Source organism: Chryseobacterium flavum (assembly GCF_003385595.1).
GTDB lineage: Bacteria > Bacteroidota > Bacteroidia > Flavobacteriales > Weeksellaceae > Chryseobacterium > Chryseobacterium flavum.
In genome coordinates, this window is sequence record NZ_QNUE01000001.1 from 363,949 (window position 1) to 380,086 (window position 16,138).

A 16,138-nucleotide genomic window follows, 5' to 3' on the forward strand; every position below is an offset into this window, starting at 1 on the left:
TTCGGGATTTTTTGTTTTTATTTTACAGGCTGCTGTGATCTTGCAGCTTTTTCCTTTTCAGCTTCATAAATCCTTTTTCTTAAATCACTGGTAGAAAACCTGTGGTCTCTTTTATTATAAAAAATTTCTATTCCTTTCTCTTCACAGTATTTCTTTCCTGTAAAGTCTTTGTCCATATAATCATCTCCAATGATTCTTACATCGATGACAAAGGATTTTAGAATATCCAGTAAATCTTCTTCGGTGTAATAAGGGACAATTTCGTCTACAGCATTTACAGCTTTTAACTGGATATATCGTTCAACGATGGTCTGACTCGGTTTATTTTTGTTTGGACGGTCATGAGATGGGTCTATCTGCAGCCCCACGATTAAATAATCGCATACTGTTTTAGCCTCTTCAAGCATTTTAATATGTCCGGCGTGTAATAAGTCAAAAGATGAGAATGTAATACCTATTCTTTGTGTCTTCATATTAATTTAAATTAAAACTTCGCTGAAATAAATGTTCTTTTAAACGGGTAAAAGACCGGTGATTCAGGAAAGATGTTTTGTAATTCGCTTTTATACTCTTTTTTAAATTGTTCTTTTATGTCATCCGGAAGCCTTTCAACATACGGAATCATTGCTGTTCCTGAAGCCCATGCAAATACTGCATCAGCATTTTCCAGGACATGGGGAAATACTTTTTCATAAACGGTAATTTCTTTCCCTTTATTATCAAATAATATTCCGGCATATTCTTCAATGGTCAGAACAGTATATTTTCTTTCCCAGGAGTTGTATGCTGTTTTATAAGGTTCTCTTCCTGCAATTTCTCTCAGCAATTTATGTACCACATATTCATGGTTGGAAGGAATCTGTACTGCTAATTGTCCTCCGTTTTTTATCTTGCTGATCATCCTTGGAAAAAGTTCCTTATGGTTTTCACACCACTGGATAGCTGCATTAGAAATAATCAGATCATAAGTATCGGAAAAATGGAGCTGTTCTTCAATACTCCTCTTCTCAAAAGTCAGCCTGCTTGTCTTAAAATGGGCCGCTTTTTTCAACATTTCTTCAGAAGAATCTATTCCTAAAACTTTTGAATCTTCTAGATAATCCAAAAGTTTAGAAGTAAGCTCACCCGTTCCGCATCCTAAATCAATAACCGATAACCCGGATTTTGATTCCACCAGTCCTAATAATTCAAAGAAAGGAGCTGAACGCTCTTCTTTAAACTGATCATATAGTTCGGGGTTCCAAGGCATAATATATTAAGTTAAATATTTCTGGAATTCAGGTATTCCTGCCATTCCCAGGTTGTTCTCAAAGCTTCTTCCAATGATGTTTCAGATTTCCATCCTAATTCTCTTTCAGCTTTTCCCGGATCTGCGTAGGCAATGGTAATATCCCCTTCTCTTCTGGCGCAGATCTGATACGGAACCTCTACATCATTAGCCCGCTCAAAAGCATTAACGACCTCCAATACGGATGATCCTTTTCCTGTTCCCAGGTTATATACATCTATTACAGCTTCTTCAGACGAATCCCCGATCAGTTTTTTTAAAGCTGAAACATGGGCTTTTGCCAGATCAACCACATAAATATAGTCTCGTACCGCTGTACCATCTTCTGTTGGATAATCATCCCCCCATATATTTAATTTTTCACGGATTCCCGCTGCAGTCTGCGTTACATAAGGGACCAGATTATTGGGAACTCCGAGAGGTAATTCCCCTATTTTTGCAGAAGGATGTGCACCAATGGGATTAAAATACCTTAATAATGATATTTTCCGGTGATATGCCTCAGCAAAATCAATCAGGATCTGTTCTCCCATTTGTTTTGTTTTACCATATACACTTTCGGGTGTTTTTAGTGGGGTATTTTCATTAATCGGCATCGTATCAGCCTGTCCGTATACTGTACAGGATGAACTGAAAATAAAATTTGATATTCCTCTCTCTTTAAATTCCTGAAGAATATTAATCAGAGAAAACAGATTATTTTCATAATAGTCTACTGGCTTTATCTGGCTCTCTCCTACTGCTTTAGAGGCCGCAAAATTAATACATCCCCCTATCTGATGTGCTTCAAAAACCTGATGAAGCAGTTCTTTTCGTTTTAAATCAAAAGGATAAAAAACAGGCTTTATACCAGTAATTTCCTCAATATTATTTAAAATAAATTTTTCTGAATTAGACAGATCGTCTACAATAACAACTTCAAAGTCATTATTAAGTAATTCTACTACGGTATGGGAACCTATATATCCAAGTCCTCCTGTAACAAGTATTGTCATTTTATTTTTTTAATCTTCGTTTTTTTCCTATGCTTCCTATTTCGTTAAATCCTTCTTATTTTTTCACCTCAAACACATTTACAATCAGAAGACACAATATGAGTATAAATAAAAATTTAAAAGTAAACGCTCCAAAACATAATGTCCGTTTAAAAAATCCAAACAATAAAGGATAGCCAAAATTAATTATGGATAGTAATAAACTGAGATTTAGAAACAATTTAGCTTTATCATATTTTTCAATCAGATTGACAAATGCCAATGCATTAAGGACTAAGCAAATAACAATAAAAATGTTTTTAAATAAGCTAAAGTCATTAAATATTTCAAGGATCCAAAATGCTGATATTATAAAAAGTAATAAGCTGGTTATTACGCTAAGTAGTATACCAGCTTATAAATTTTTTTTTCACTACCCCATAAACTCAAGCACAGCATCTGTAATATACTTCAGCTGCTCTTCATCTAATTCCGTATGCATCGGAAGTGAAATAACCTGATCTAGAAGTTTATCCGTATTTACAAAATCAGCATCGTTACTTTCCTGATAATAAGCTTTTTGCTTTCTCAATGCTACAGGATAATAAATCATTGCCGGAATATCTTTTTCGGCAAGAAATTTCTGAAGCTCATTACGTTTTCCGTTCAGAACCCTTAAAGTATACTGATGGAAAACATGCGTAGAGTTTTCAGATCTTTTAGGAGTAAGAATATTGGCATGTCCTGCAAATGCTTCATCATAATAGTCAGCAGCTTTTCTTCTTGCCTCATTATACGAATCCAGATGTGGAAGCTTTTTTCTTAAAACGGCAGCCTGAATACTATCTAAACGTGAATTAACCCCCACTTCATCATGATAATATCTTTCATACATCCCATGATTTACGATTCCTCTTAAGCGGTGTGCCAGCTCATCATTATTTGTAAAAATAGCACCTCCGTCTCCATAGCATCCTAAATTCTTTGACGGGAAGAAAGAAGTGGTTCCTACAGTAGCCATTGTTCCTGCATACTTTACAGTACCATCAGAAAATGTATACTCTGCTCCGATAGCCTGTGCATTGTCTTCAATAACATACAGATTATGTTCTTCAGCTATTTTTAAAATTTCTTCCATATTTGCACATTGTCCAAATAAATGCACAGGAATAATTGCCTTTGTTCTGGGAGTAATTGCTTTCTTTAATTCTTCAGTTGAAATCGTAAATGTATCATAATCAACATCTACTAAGACAGATTTCAGCTTAAGTAAATGAATAACTTCTACTGTTGCTGCAAAAGTAAAATCCGCAGTGATGACCTCATCGCCTTCTTTCAGATCCAGGGCCATTAAAGCAATCTGTAATGCATCTGTTCCGTTCGCACACGGAATCACATGTTTTACATCTAAATAAGACTCCAATTCATTCTGGAAAGACTTTACTTCAGGACCATTGATAAAAGCCGCAGAATCCATTACATTTAAAACTGCATTATCTACATCATTCTTTATTTTGTAATACTGACTTTGCAAGTCAACCATCTGAATTTTTTTCATAAATAAATATTTCTGTAAAAATAAGGAATTTAAAATCCTATCAAAAATTTTATTGATTTTGTTTTTATCTTTATACAAATTAATACAATGAAAAAAACTTTACTCTTTTGTTTTTTAACAGGTTCCTATATCATATCTGCCCAAACACAGCTTGTTTTTGTATATTTCAATGGTAAACCCAATAAAGCTGCATTCTATGCCAATCCGTTGTCAGAACTTTCCCAGAAGTCACTTAACAGGCGTACAGCATTAGGTATCCCATTAAACGACCAGGATGCTCCTGTTGAGTCCTCTTATCTTCAGAACCTTCAAAATATGGGATTTACTGTTGTTGATTATTCTAAATGGTTAAATGGTGCAGCAGTGAATGCTACTCCTGCACAAATAACGACCTTACAGGCCCAGCCGTTTGTAACGTCTGTCCAGAGTTTTGCAAGAAACAGCACCACAACATCACCGATAAAACCTGTAAATAAATGGAAAAATCATACAGATCCGACCAATAAACCTCTTACCTCCTTCAATTATGGAGAAGGTGCTGCACAAATAGACCAGGTAAATATAAGACCTCTTCATCTGGCAGGATATACCGGAACCGGCATTTCAATTGCGGTTATTGATACAGGGTTTCCATTTGTCAATACAGGATCTGCATTCTCGAGATTATGGACCAATAATAAAATAAAAGCCGGCTATGACTTTGTCACCAAAAGCAGCAATATCTACAATTCGTCTTTAAGTGAACACGGTTCTGTAGTTCTGGGTGCAATCGGAGGTTATCTGGAAAATACCTTTGCAGGATCTGCGCCTGATGCTGATTTTTATCTTTACAGAAGTGAGAATGCTGCTGTAGAAATTCCGGAGGAGGAACTCTACTGGATTGAAGCTGCTGAAGAAGCAGACCGAAAGGGGGTAGAAATTATTACTTCTTCCCTGGGATATAATGTTTTTGATGATCCACAGTATAATTACAGCTATAGTGATATGAACGGAACAACGTCCTTCATTGCAAGAGCGGCGCAAATTGCTGCAGAAAAAGGAATTTTTGTTCTTGTGGCCGCAGGAAATTCAGGATCTGAACCATGGCACTATCTATTGACTCCGGCAGATAATGCCAAAGTATTTACAATCGGAGCAGTAGATATCTCAGGTAGCTCATCAGGTTTTTCTTCTTATGGTCCCAATGCCTCAGGAGTCATAAAACCAGACGGAAGCGCACAGGGTACTGCTACTACCAGTGTGAACAATAACTCTACTCTTATTGTCAATGGTACATCCATTGCAACTCCGATTGCAGCAGGTGGAGTGGCATGTCTTATCCAGGCATTCCCGGGAATGGACAGAGAACAGATCAGAACAAAATTGAGGCAAACAGCATCATTATATCCTGGTCATACCGATCAGATGGGATATGGCATCCTTAATTTTGGCAGCTTGTACAATACTCTGAATATTTCCGAATCCATAAAAAAAGAAATCGTATCATTATACCCCAACCCCGCAAGAAAAATTCTGACTGTATCATCATCAGACTCTGAAATAAAAGCATTGGAAGTGTATGATACCCTGGGGAGACTTATCAGGAAAAACAGTATGCAGGCTTCTATGAATGTAGAGGATTTCGCAAAAGGAATTTATTATCTGAAAATCCGGTTTAAAGACAGAATCCTGTATGAAAAATTTATAAAAGAATAAAAAACTCCTTTACAGAGCAGATGGATTAATCCGTTGATGGAGTGTGTTAAAGAAAAAACGGGCTAAGCCCGTTTCTGTTATATAAAAATTTGTATTTATACTATTGAACTATGCCGAATTTCTACTCGCATTAATATTTCCGAATAACGAACGTGTTACCAGCTTTCCGTAAGCTTCCAGATTCCCTTCTCTTTTCTGAATTTTCATTAAAGCATATTGCTGAATACTCAACAGGGGAAGTACAATTTTTTCACGGATTTTCACGGATTTTCTAGACAATGGATCTTCTTCCTGAAGCATTTTAAAACCGGTAAGTTCAAGCATGATTTCTTTGGAAAGCTTATACTCATCAAACAGTACGTTCCAGAATGCTCCGAATTTAGGGTTATTTTTGATATAATAAGTCAAAGGAAAATAAGATTTATTCATACTCATCATTGAGTTCAATACTAAAGTCTTAAAGAAATCCGAACCTTTGTACAGCTCCCTTACCTCTTCAAACCTTCCCTCCTCTTTCATCTTTTGCATGGCATAGCCAAAACCAAAGAATCCCGGTACATTCTGTTTCAGCTGTGACCATGAACCCACAAACGGAATGGCCCTAAGGTCTTCAAATTTCAGTTCACTGCCATTTCCTCTTTTTGACGGGCGGCTTCCGATATTCGTTTTTCCATAATATTCAAGGGTACTCATTTCCTGCAGATATGGAACAAACATTGGATGCGCTTTCAGGTCGGAATATTTTCTGAAGCTAATATCTGCAAGTTCTATAATTAAGGCTCTTTCTTTTTCTGTGAGATCCTTTTTTGCGGTCTTGAATACATCATTTTCTACCCCTGCCGTTAAAAGCTGTTCAAAATTATATTTAGCCTGTTCTTTATTTCCAAAAATACTGGTAATAGTCTGTCCCTGAATTGTCAGTTCAATTTTATTATTGGCAATTGTTTTCCCCTGAGAAGCATAGAAATCATGCGTTTTTCCTCCGCCTCTTGCCGGAGGGCCTCCCCTTCCATCAAAGAATACTACTTTAATGTTATTCTGCTCAGAAAGTTTGGTCAGTACTTCTTTTGCCTTATAGATTTCCCAGTTGGCTTTTAAATATCCTCCATCCTTGGTTCCGTCAGAAAACCCAAGCATAATGGTCTGTTGATTTCCCCTTCTTTCCAGATGCTTTTTGTAAACCGGATTCTGATACAGTTCTTTCATGACATTCTCTGCATTGGCAAGGCCTTCCATGGTTTCAAAAAGCGGAACAATATCCATATTGATATTTTGATCCTTATATCCGCATATTTTAAAGAATGCATATACGTTCATCACATCTTTTACCGCATCAGAATTGGAGATAATATACCGGTTCATTCCTCTCAATCCATTCAGGTTCTGGATATCTTCTACTTGTAAAACCGTTAATAAAGTATCTTTTACGATGTCTTCAAAATCATCCGCATTTACTTTCTCTGAAACCTGAATAAGTGTATTGAACTTTTCTTCTGCATCAGCATCTTTATTCCCATAGAGTTTTGCAAAAACCTCATCAATCACTTTCTGATGAATTCTGCTGTCCTGGCGGATATCCAGCGTTGCGAAATGAGTCCCGAAAATTTTCACCCGGTCTCTGAAGTTAACCAGGAGATCCGAAAACAAAGAATTATGTTCCTTGATCAGTATTTTTTCTGCTTCATCCGTTCTTTTTAAAATATCTTCTGCTGTAATATTCTTTCCGTCAAAAATTGCGGCATACAGTTCTTCGCTTAACTGCGTCAAAATTTCTGAAACACCTCTGAAACTCAACCTTCTCCGCACAAATTTTAAATGACTGTAATAAGACTTCAGAATGGCTGAATGAAGCTCTTCAGCTACTTTCTTAGTAACATCAGCCGTTACAAACGGGTTACCATCCCGGTCACCTCCCGGCCAGAATCCCAACTGAATAATATCTTCATGCAGATGGAAATGTCCGTTTCCAAAGGTCTTCTTGATTTTTGTAAACAATTCCCCGATTGTATCATAATATACATACCTTAAATAGGAAATAATACTCAGGGCCTCATCTATTGGTGTTGGTTTTTCTTTGTTGACAAAAGGAGTTTTACCCAACTGCTGCAAAAGCATATCGATCTGTGTTACGGAGTCACTGGTAATAGCCCCTCTCAGATCCTGAATAATTCTCTGGACCGAACTTGGGTAGAACTGTGTGGGGTGTGCCGTAAATACAACTTTTACACTGAAATCTTTTAACTTCTCCCTTACTTTTTCAATCTTATGGTCCTGCAAAGAGCGTTCAAAAAGATTAGTCACCGTTCCATTGTCACTTTCGGAATGGAGATTGGGAAACGCAGCATCTTCAATGCTGTCAAACAAAACCACCTGTCTTTCTATATATTGAATGATCTTGAACAGCAGTTCCAGTTTTTGCTCTTCAGTCTGGAGATCGGTATGATTCTTAAAAAATTCTTCGACGATATTTTCAGGAGTTTTTCCTGCTTCATAACCGGTTCTGCTTTCTTCATAAAGAAACGGAAGCAGCATTCCGATATTTGTCATTTTATCATAAGGCAGGCTCATAAATAATGAATTATAGATCTGGAACTTATTTTCCACGATCTGCCTGAATTTTTCTGCGCGTTGGTCGTGTATCATACTAACAAATGTAAGCGATTTTCAAATTAGTTGGATTGACAAATGACAAAAAATTAAGTACAAAATGCAAAAAATTAATATTAAATTTCAGTAAAAGATAACACATTTCCCAATGACGGAAAAAATAGAAATATCATCGATGATTTAATTTACGAATCAGCTTATTCAAATTTAAAATTATACATCGTGATAATATTCAGATTTAATATAATTTTGATTACAAAACATTAATAATTAATTTTACTCTATACACCATCCCCAATGAAAAAAATATTCATTTTCCTTCTCCTATCACTTTTGTTCAACTCTTGTGAAAAAGATTGTTACAATGCGCCGTTACCTATCATTTTTGAGTTTGTAAATTCCAACAATGAAAATCTTATTGCCAACGGGACCTTAACAAACTATTCCGTTCAGGATGAAAATAATGTAAGCATACAATTAACCAAAACATCCGACAACAAAGTTATTTTAGAAAATGTAGGGGCATATAACGGAACAAAAAGCTATAAATTTTATTCTAATATTAAAAATTTTGATTTTTCAATTAAGTCATCGGAATTTAAAGGAGGCTGTGACGGTTATCAAATCAATAAATTGACTTTTACAGGTATAAATATTGATGTAACTGATGAAAAAGGATACTATAAAATTGTATTGGAATAATACTTTCCTAAATTTGCAACGGAAACATATCGTCTATGAAAGCAATCATCGCATTTTCCGTGATCTTCTCCAGTCTGCTTTACTGCCAGATCAAGGTTCCTGATGATTATAAAAAAATTCCTGATATCCTTGATACGACAGACTATCTTTATCCATTCATTGTTCCGGATAAAGACTATGCTTATTGGCGCGTTCTCAGCAATGATATGGATTATGAAAAAGCGGTGATTTATGAAAGCCAGGCTCCCGACTTCATGACGATCAACGAACCTGTTCCTGAAAGAGGTTTTTTCCAGAGATGTATAGGCAATAATTGTTTTTCATATATCCTGGCATGTAAAAATGACAGATCTGTTTATTTTTCCAACGAACAGCAGCTGAGAGATTTTATCGGAACAGTAGATAATCTTCCTGAAGCTATTTTACTGGCAAAAACTTATGGTTATTCAGTGGATACCAGCACCCTGTTTACAGGAGCCTACAAAATTGAAGAAAATCATATTCTGATGTATCTTATGCAATCTAAGGGATGTCCGGTTGTTAAAGAATCTTTTTGGGTGAAAATCAATAGAAAATCAGGAAAACTGGAAGCGAGAAAAAATGGCATCTATGCCAGGGATGAAAATTGTTCCCCGTTATAATATCCAAGGTGCATTAAGCTGCTTTTTATTCTTTATTTCTGACTTTGTAAAGCTAATTCTCCATAATAGCTTTCATTAAAATAAGCCATAGTAATTTTAAAATTTTATTAACTTCGATTTCCCTTTTCATTCCGTACATTTGAAGTAAATAAATTTAGAACAATGCTTAACTTTGAGTTTAAAAATCCAACTAAAATACTTTTTGGAAAAGGTGAAATCGCTAAAATTTCCAATGAAATTCCAAAAGAAGCAAGAATATTAATGATTTATGGTGGAGGAAGCATCAAAAATAACGGAGTTTATGATCAGGTAAAAGAAGCTTTAAAGGGCCATACGTTATATGAATTCGGCGGAGTTCCAGCCAATCCTGAATATGAGGTACTGATCAATGCGATCAGTTTTATTAAAGAACATAACATTACTTATCTTCTTGCTGTAGGAGGTGGTTCTGTGATTGACGGAACCAAGTTCATTTCTGCAGCCGCCAATTATAATGGAGAACCATGGGAAATTCTAAAAAAACAGGTAAGAACTTTTGAAGGGGAAGGTATGCCTTTCGGAAGCATTTTAACACTTCCTGCTACCGGTTCTGAAATGAACTCAGGATATGTGATCTCCAGACGAGAAACCAATGAAAAGCTTTCTTCAGGAGGCCCGGGACTTTTTCCTCAATTTTCGGTATTAGACCCTGAAGTCATCCGATCAATTCCTAAAAACCAGATTGTAAACGGAATCACGGATGCCTACACCCATGTTTTGGAACAATATATGACCGCTCCGTCCTCTGCAGATCTTCAGGAAAGAATTGCTGAAAGTATTCTTATCAGCCTTCAGGAAACTGCTCCTAAGGTATTGGCAGATGATTTCAATTATGATGCTGCCGGAAACTTCATGTGGTGCTGCACAATGGCTTTAAACGGCCTTATTCAGAAAGGAGTGATCACCGACTGGGCAGTGCATGCAATGGGGCATGAATTAACTGCTTATTTTGGTATTGATCATGCAAGAACATTAGCGATTATTGCACCGTCTCATTACCGTTATAACTTTGAGGATAAAAAAGGAAAGCTTGCACAGTATGCGGAAAGAGTATGGGGAATTAAGGATGGAACAATAGAAGAAAAAGCTGAACTGGGTATCAGAAAACTGGAAGATTTCTTCCACAGTCTTCACATTAAAACCAGACTTTCGGAATATACCGAAGAATATAAAGGAACTGCGGAAAGAGTGGAAAAAGCTTTTACAGACAGAAACTGGTCTGGTCTGGGAGAATATAAGAAACTTACTCCTCAGGATGCCTATAAAATTGTAGAGATGAGCTATTAAGATAGTCATACAACTTTGTAAATAAAAGCGGGTTTTAATACCTGCTTTTATTATTTATCGGCTTATGTTTTGCATATGACCTGTTAAAGACTGATAATTTCTCCGTTTTCCTTATTATTATTTAAAGTCTCTGCCTTTTTGAAAAATTATTTTATTTATAAACAATTGTTTAAAAAATAACGATTTCATTACAGATATTTCAAATTTATTTATATTTTAGCATATTCTTAAATTTGTGAAAATGAAAAAACAACTACTTTTATTTGCCTTTTCTGCTTTGGCACTTACTTCTTGTCAGGATGACGATACACAAGCTTATGAAATGGAGCTGATGAAAGGAGATTGGAAGGAAGTCAAAAGGGAAGTTATTTCCGGAAAAGATAATAAAACAGTGCTTTCTTCTTCTACCCCGGAAGGGTGTGATGCAAAAAATCTGCTTTTCTTCAGAACAGACTTTTATGTTAGTTATACAGCTTATTCAGGAACAGGTGGTGCAGATTGCCAGGTTAACGGGAAAAGCGAAGGAAGATATACCTATGACGCAGAGTCCAAAATTTTAGGTATTGCATTTGATGGGGGAGAAAGTAGCAATTATAAGGTTGATATACTGTCCAGTACAGAGCTTAGGATAGCCCAGCAATTTGGTAATTATGATCAGAACGGAGATAAAATACCGGATGTCACTTATGTTACCTATAAAAGATAAATGATAACTCCCGTACAATCGGGAGTTTTTTATTATTTTTATACTAAATTAAAATTTGAATATAATGAAGAAGATTTTATCAGCATTCCTTTTGCTGTTTTTCGCCATTTCCTTTTCTCAGGAGAAAAAACCAATGTTCTGGCAGGACATCCAACATTTCAAAAAAGAAGATCAACAGAATCCACCACCGAAGGATGCTATTCTGTTTATAGGAAGTTCTTCTTTTACCAGGTGGACTGATGTTGCGGATTACTTTCCCGATAAAACCATCATAAACAGGGGATTCGGGGGTTCAAGACTTACAGACCTTAATGATTTTGCTGATGACCTGCTCGCTCCTTATCAGCCAAAGCAGATTATTATTTACTGCGGAGAAAATGACTTTGCTGACAACCACCAGTTAAAAGCAAAAACTGTAGTTAGCAGATATAAAACATTTTACAAAAAGATCCGTGAAAGGTTTCCGAATATTGAAGTAGATTATATTTCAATGAAGTACTCTCCCAGCCGGGAAAAGCTATGGCCTCAAATGAAGATTGCCAATAAAAAAATAGCAGCTTTCATGAAAAAAGAAGCTAATGCGGAATTCATTGATGTGACTAAGGCTATGGAAGATTCCAACGGGCATGTAAGAAAAGATATTTTTGTTGAAGATATGCTTCATTTTAAACCGGAAGGGTATCAGATCTGGAAAAAGGTTATGGATCCTTATATGAAATAAAAGAAGCGGCTGTACAGCCGCTTTTTATTTATACTACAGAATTATTAATTTCCGGGTAATTTTATTTTTTTCTCTTTGCCTTAGACTTGGCTTTCTGCTGGGCTCTGTTTGCTCCAAATTTTTTGGGAGCTTTTCTTTTTGACGGGCCTCCCCAGTTTTCTTTTGTATTTTTAGCTTTCTTCTCATGGAATGCCCCTCCACCCTCATTCAGCTTTACCTGCGCAGGATTTTTCATTACCACCTCATCTTTTTCAGAAGCAATCTTATTGGGGTTAATCTTAACGCCTTCAGGGAAGTCATTGAACTTTAATCCTTTATCCATCAGCAATTCGATATCAAGCACTAAAGGTTCTTCTTTCTTTGTTACAAAAGTAATCGCTTTCCCGTCCTTATCAGCCCTACCGGTCCTACCGATCCTGTGAATATACTGTTCAGGAATATCAGGCGTCTCAAAATTGATAACATGGGTAATATCTGAAATATCCAGTCCTCTTGCCATGACATCAGTAGTAATAAGCCCCCTGATCTCTTCATTCTCAAATCTTTTCATAGCTTTAAGCCTGTAGTTCTGAGATTTATTGGAGTGAATAACGTCAAACTGCTCCGGAAACAATTCATCAATTTTCGTAAACAGCAGATCTGCGTGTTTTTTATTATTATTGAAAATTAATACCTTAGACATCTCTGCATCATTCTTAAGCAAATGCTCAAGCAAATTGATTTTGGTATTGAAGTTTTCAACCTTATATGCCGTTTGTTCTATTTTTTCAAGCGGAGTTCCTGATTTTGCCAATGAAATTTCTATTGGATTGGCGAAATATTCGTCTAACATTTCATCTACAGCTTCGGTCATCGTTGCAGAGAAAAGAATATTCTGCCTTTTCTCTTTCATCATCTCGAAAATATGGGTAAGCTGTGGTCTGAAACCTAAGTTAAGCATCTCATCAAATTCATCAATAATGAGCCTTTGAATTTCTCTGAGGGAAATTGCATTATCTATCGCAAGATCCATAACCCTTCCCGGTGTTCCTACCAAAATATCACAACCGCCATCGAACAAAAGCTTCTGGGTATTGATATTTTTTCCTCCATATACTCCGATTACTCTTGCAGTAATGTTCTGCGTCAGCTTTTCAAGAATCTCCGTTACCTGAACAACCAATTCTCTTGTAGGTACAAGCACCAGAACTGTTGGGTTTCCGGTCTTATTATATTTCCAGGATTTCAGAACGGGTAAAAGATAAGCTAACGTTTTACCGGTTCCGGTTTGTGCAATTCCCATTACATCTCTTCCGGAAAGAATAGGTTTTAAGCTCTTCTCCTGAATAGGAGTAGGTTCAAATAATTCCAGATCCGCCAAAACATCAAGAATTTTAACCGGAAGGTCAAAATCTGCAAAAGTGAGTTTTTCCATTTTGCAAAGATAGGTATTTAATTTTGTAGTATGGAAGAGGGAGATTTGAAGCTGGAGATTAGATGTTAAATTTTGATTTTTACAGCTAAACCGATTGATGTAAAAAATATTTTCTCTAACTTCCATCCAATCCGGTCAATTCACCCTAACACTTTTCGTACTGATTTTAATATCATCATCTTTCCATTGACTTGAAGTAATCATTACGTATCCTTTTTTTTCCGGATCTTTTTTAATCGGAAACTGATTTTCCTCCCATTGGTTACAATGAGTGAGAATTGGGTCTACCAGGGGTTTCCAGCCTTCTTTTGTTAAAGTATAAACGTAAAATGGATGCCAACAGCTGGTGCACCAGCCCGGATAAAAGCCCAGTTCATCTTTTCCGTCACCATTAAGATCACCCAAATTATATAAGGCTCCATTATTAGAAGGTGAAATGGTAAATTCTTTTATCTGTTTATCACTGAAATTAATTGTTGTTTCACATTTTCCCTCACATTCATCACCACAATCCGTAACTTTTGTAAAAGCGTACTCCTTTGTTCCGTCACCATTAAAATCTCCTGAAGTCCTGTTTTCATTTACTTCCTGGGCAATACAGAATGACCAACAAAAAAAGGCTGTTGCAGTAATAAGTGTTTTCATAGCTGTTTCATTGTTTTATATAAAAGTTTTTACAAAATAACGTTCCCTGTTAACAGGTTAAAGTAATTGTAGAATAATCATTTTTTATTTCCTTGTAACTCTTAACAAAAGTATCAAAATCAGAATAACTGAAAAAACAAACCCGAATACAGCAACCAGTGACAGCTCTCCTATTCTGGGACCTGATTCAGAAACAAAAACAATAGCTGTTGCGATAATATTTGCACCCAATATCATGGCCAGAATCAGATTGATCACACTGGATTTAATCAATTGGTTTGTTTTTTCTATATTTTTTATCTCACTCGAAACTGTAAATTTATTTTCATCAAGCTTTTGAAGGACAGAGCGTAGTTCTTTCGGGATTTCATCTACATTATCCGTAAAATTCATCATTCTATCCATTCCCGTTTTCAAAATATTTTTAGGGCTGATTTTTTTGGTGAAAATCTTTCTGGTATAAGGATGCAGACTTTTCACAATGTCCAGATCAGGATTGATATTTCTTCCTACTCCTTCTATCAGGCTTATTCCTTTAAACAAAAGATAAAAATAATCAGGCATGTACAGTCTGTTGTCCTTTAAAATATCCTTCATTTTGTTAATGATCACCTGCACATTAATTTCCTGCAGTGAAGAGCTGTGAACAAAATTCAGAATGTCTTCCACATCATTTTCAAATCTTCTCTCATCGGGGATTTCATAGCTTACAGCCATCTTCTTCAGATAACGTACGATCTTATGTGGATTTTTAGCAACAAAGCTTACAATCAGATTTTCAAGAATCTCTTTATCATTAGGCTGAATTTTTCCTACTGCTCCGAAATCAATAAAAACAATCCGTCCGTCTTTTTTCACGAGAATATTTCCAGCATGAGGATCTGCGTGAAAAAAACCGTAATCCAGAATCTGGGAAACAAATAACCGTAATCCCGTTTCAGATACTTTGACAGGATCAATATTATTTGATAAAAGGACTGATTTATCCGTTACTTTAATTCCATCAATAAACTCCATACAAAGAACATTATTGTTGGAAAATTCTTCGTATACCTTAGGAACATAGGTTTCTTTATTATTTTTGAAATTGAGGCGGAACTGCTGGATATTATTTCTTTCATTGATCAGGGAAACTTCTTCCAGTAAGGATTTTTCAAAAGTGGAAATAGCCTGTTTAAGATTCAGCTTGTCTCCTATTTCAGAGTAAGCTGATAACAGTTTTTCCAAATCTTTAATTAAAAGCAGATCATCTTCAATAACGGACTGTACATCCGGCTTTCTCAGTTTTATTATGACAGGACTTCCATCCAGCAGGACCGCTTTATAAACCTGGGCAATAGAGGCTGTAGCCAAAGGTTCTTTCTGTATTTCAAGAAAATGATCTTTCACAGAAATATTAAATTCATTTTCAAGAATTTCCTCTACATCCATTTCTACAGTTTCTACTTTATCCTGCAGCTTCTGTAGTTCCTGAATAAGTTCCGGGGGCATCAGATCTTCCCGGTTACTAAAGGTTTGACCCAGCTTTACAAAAGTAGGACCTAGTTCTTCCAGGGCCAATCTGATTCTTTCATAGACTGTTCCTTTAGAAATGATCTCATCTGAATTTCCTGACGTTTCATCCTGCCTGTTTCCTCCGTTCATTCTTGCAAGAAGATCTTTGAAACCATATTTACTTAATACCGAAATCAGCCGGGCGGATCTTTTCAGTTTTCTTTGCTGTTTATCAAACATAGTATATAAATAGTAGGTGCAATTTACTCCAAAAACTATTCCTAATAGTATTTTTTATCCAATTCCGTCCAAGCATTCAGTATAGTTGTTTCATGAAAACTTAAATATCATTTTAAAAAACACAGAG

Annotated in this window: 14 protein-coding genes; 6 read left to right on the top strand and 8 right to left on the bottom strand. The window is 35.9% G+C overall.

Annotated elements, in window-relative coordinates:
• Positions 1-17 precede the first annotated feature (17 nt).
• The 4 genes from DRF59_RS01620 to DRF59_RS01635 form a co-directional block, all read right to left on the bottom strand.
• Complete coding sequence (locus tag DRF59_RS01620; RefSeq protein ID WP_115956543.1) at positions 18-473, bottom strand: adenylyltransferase/cytidyltransferase family protein; 456 nt, start codon at positions 471-473, stop codon at positions 18-20.
• Positions 474-484: 11 nt separating this feature from the next.
• Positions 485-1,249 carry a methyltransferase domain-containing protein gene (locus tag DRF59_RS01625; RefSeq protein WP_115956544.1) on the bottom strand — a complete coding sequence of 255 codons (765 nt, stop codon included), beginning with the start codon at positions 1,247-1,249 and terminating at the stop codon, positions 485-487.
• A gap of 11 nt (positions 1,250-1,260) precedes the next feature.
• The gene (galE, locus tag DRF59_RS01630; RefSeq protein ID WP_115956545.1) at positions 1,261-2,283 is read right to left on the bottom strand and encodes a UDP-glucose 4-epimerase GalE; all 1,023 of its coding nucleotides are present in this window, start codon (positions 2,281-2,283) and stop codon (positions 1,261-1,263) included.
• 412 nt (positions 2,284-2,695) lie between these two features.
• Positions 2,696-3,820 carry a DegT/DnrJ/EryC1/StrS family aminotransferase gene (locus tag DRF59_RS01635; protein ID WP_115956655.1) on the bottom strand — a complete coding sequence of 375 codons (1,125 nt, stop codon included), beginning with the start codon at positions 3,818-3,820 and terminating at the stop codon, positions 2,696-2,698.
• Positions 3,821-3,907: 87 nt separating this feature from the next.
• Between DRF59_RS01635 and DRF59_RS01640 the strand changes: the two genes are divergently transcribed.
• Entirely contained in the window at positions 3,908-5,515 is a 1,608-nt protein-coding gene (locus tag DRF59_RS01640) for a S8 family peptidase (protein ID WP_115956546.1), read from the top strand.
• Between the two features lie 108 nt (positions 5,516-5,623).
• On the opposite strand, the gene DRF59_RS01645 is transcribed toward DRF59_RS01640, so the two are convergent.
• On the bottom strand, positions 5,624-8,158 hold the full coding sequence (locus DRF59_RS01645; protein ID WP_115956547.1) for a phosphoenolpyruvate carboxylase: 2,535 nt from the start codon (positions 8,156-8,158) through the stop codon (positions 5,624-5,626).
• Between the two features lie 261 nt (positions 8,159-8,419).
• On the opposite strand from DRF59_RS01645, the gene DRF59_RS01650 reads away from it, so the two are divergent.
• From DRF59_RS01650 to DRF59_RS01670, 5 genes are all read left to right on the top strand, one after another.
• Positions 8,420-8,824: a hypothetical protein gene (locus DRF59_RS01650; RefSeq protein WP_115956548.1), complete on the top strand. Its 405-nt coding sequence runs from the start codon at positions 8,420-8,422 to the stop codon at positions 8,822-8,824.
• Positions 8,825-8,859: 35 nt separating this feature from the next.
• Positions 8,860-9,465 carry a hypothetical protein gene (locus DRF59_RS01655; protein ID WP_115956549.1) on the top strand — a complete coding sequence of 202 codons (606 nt, stop codon included), beginning with the start codon at positions 8,860-8,862 and terminating at the stop codon, positions 9,463-9,465.
• A gap of 162 nt (positions 9,466-9,627) precedes the next feature.
• Positions 9,628-10,791: an iron-containing alcohol dehydrogenase gene (locus tag DRF59_RS01660; protein WP_115956550.1), complete on the top strand. Its 1,164-nt coding sequence runs from the start codon at positions 9,628-9,630 to the stop codon at positions 10,789-10,791.
• A 241-nt stretch (positions 10,792-11,032) separates the two neighbouring features.
• Positions 11,033-11,497: a lipocalin-like domain-containing protein gene (locus DRF59_RS01665; RefSeq protein WP_115956551.1), complete on the top strand. Its 465-nt coding sequence runs from the start codon at positions 11,033-11,035 to the stop codon at positions 11,495-11,497.
• A gap of 64 nt (positions 11,498-11,561) precedes the next feature.
• A complete protein-coding gene (locus DRF59_RS01670; RefSeq protein WP_115956552.1) occupies positions 11,562-12,218 on the top strand; it encodes a GDSL-type esterase/lipase family protein in 657 nt (218 codons plus the stop codon).
• Between the two features lie 61 nt (positions 12,219-12,279).
• On the opposite strand, the gene DRF59_RS01675 is transcribed toward DRF59_RS01670, so the two are convergent.
• From DRF59_RS01675 to DRF59_RS01685, 3 genes are all read right to left on the bottom strand, one after another.
• Complete coding sequence (locus tag DRF59_RS01675) at positions 12,280-13,632, bottom strand: DEAD/DEAH box helicase (protein ID WP_115956553.1); 1,353 nt, start codon at positions 13,630-13,632, stop codon at positions 12,280-12,282.
• A 135-nt stretch (positions 13,633-13,767) separates the two neighbouring features.
• Positions 13,768-14,277, bottom strand: coding sequence for a hypothetical protein (locus DRF59_RS01680; protein WP_115956554.1), 510 nt, complete (start codon positions 14,275-14,277; stop codon positions 13,768-13,770).
• A gap of 84 nt (positions 14,278-14,361) precedes the next feature.
• Positions 14,362-16,011, bottom strand: a complete 1,650-nt coding sequence (locus DRF59_RS01685) for an ABC1 kinase family protein (protein WP_115956555.1) — start codon at positions 16,009-16,011, stop codon at positions 14,362-14,364.
• Positions 16,012-16,138 lie beyond the last annotated feature (127 nt).

Bases quoted from the DNA above. Each gene is read 5' to 3' on its own strand.
- DRF59_RS01640 (WP_115956546.1), top strand. From the start codon at position 3,908: ATGAAAAAAACTTTACTCTTTTGTTTTTTAACAGGTTCCTATATCATA.
- galE (WP_115956545.1), bottom strand. From the start codon at position 2,283: ATGACAATACTTGTTACAGGAGGACTTGGATATATAGGTTCCCATACC.
- DRF59_RS01645 (WP_115956547.1), bottom strand. From the start codon at position 8,158: ATGATACACGACCAACGCGCAGAAAAATTCAGGCAGATCGTGGAAAAT.
- DRF59_RS01685 (WP_115956555.1), bottom strand. From the start codon at position 16,011: ATGTTTGATAAACAGCAAAGAAAACTGAAAAGATCCGCCCGGCTGATT.
- DRF59_RS01665 (WP_115956551.1), top strand. From the start codon at position 11,033: ATGAAAAAACAACTACTTTTATTTGCCTTTTCTGCTTTGGCACTTACT.
- DRF59_RS01635 (WP_115956655.1), bottom strand. From the start codon at position 3,820: ATGAAAAAAATTCAGATGGTTGACTTGCAAAGTCAGTATTACAAAATA.
- DRF59_RS01625 (WP_115956544.1), bottom strand. From the start codon at position 1,249: ATGCCTTGGAACCCCGAACTATATGATCAGTTTAAAGAAGAGCGTTCA.
- DRF59_RS01675 (WP_115956553.1), bottom strand. From the start codon at position 13,632: ATGGAAAAACTCACTTTTGCAGATTTTGACCTTCCGGTTAAAATTCTT.
- DRF59_RS01620 (WP_115956543.1), bottom strand. From the start codon at position 473: ATGAAGACACAAAGAATAGGTATTACATTCTCATCTTTTGACTTATTA.
- DRF59_RS01660 (WP_115956550.1), top strand. From the start codon at position 9,628: ATGCTTAACTTTGAGTTTAAAAATCCAACTAAAATACTTTTTGGAAAA.
- DRF59_RS01650 (WP_115956548.1), top strand. From the start codon at position 8,420: ATGAAAAAAATATTCATTTTCCTTCTCCTATCACTTTTGTTCAACTCT.
- DRF59_RS01655 (WP_115956549.1), top strand. From the start codon at position 8,860: ATGAAAGCAATCATCGCATTTTCCGTGATCTTCTCCAGTCTGCTTTAC.
- DRF59_RS01680 (WP_115956554.1), bottom strand. From the start codon at position 14,277: ATGAAAACACTTATTACTGCAACAGCCTTTTTTTGTTGGTCATTCTGT.
- DRF59_RS01670 (WP_115956552.1), top strand. From the start codon at position 11,562: ATGAAGAAGATTTTATCAGCATTCCTTTTGCTGTTTTTCGCCATTTCC.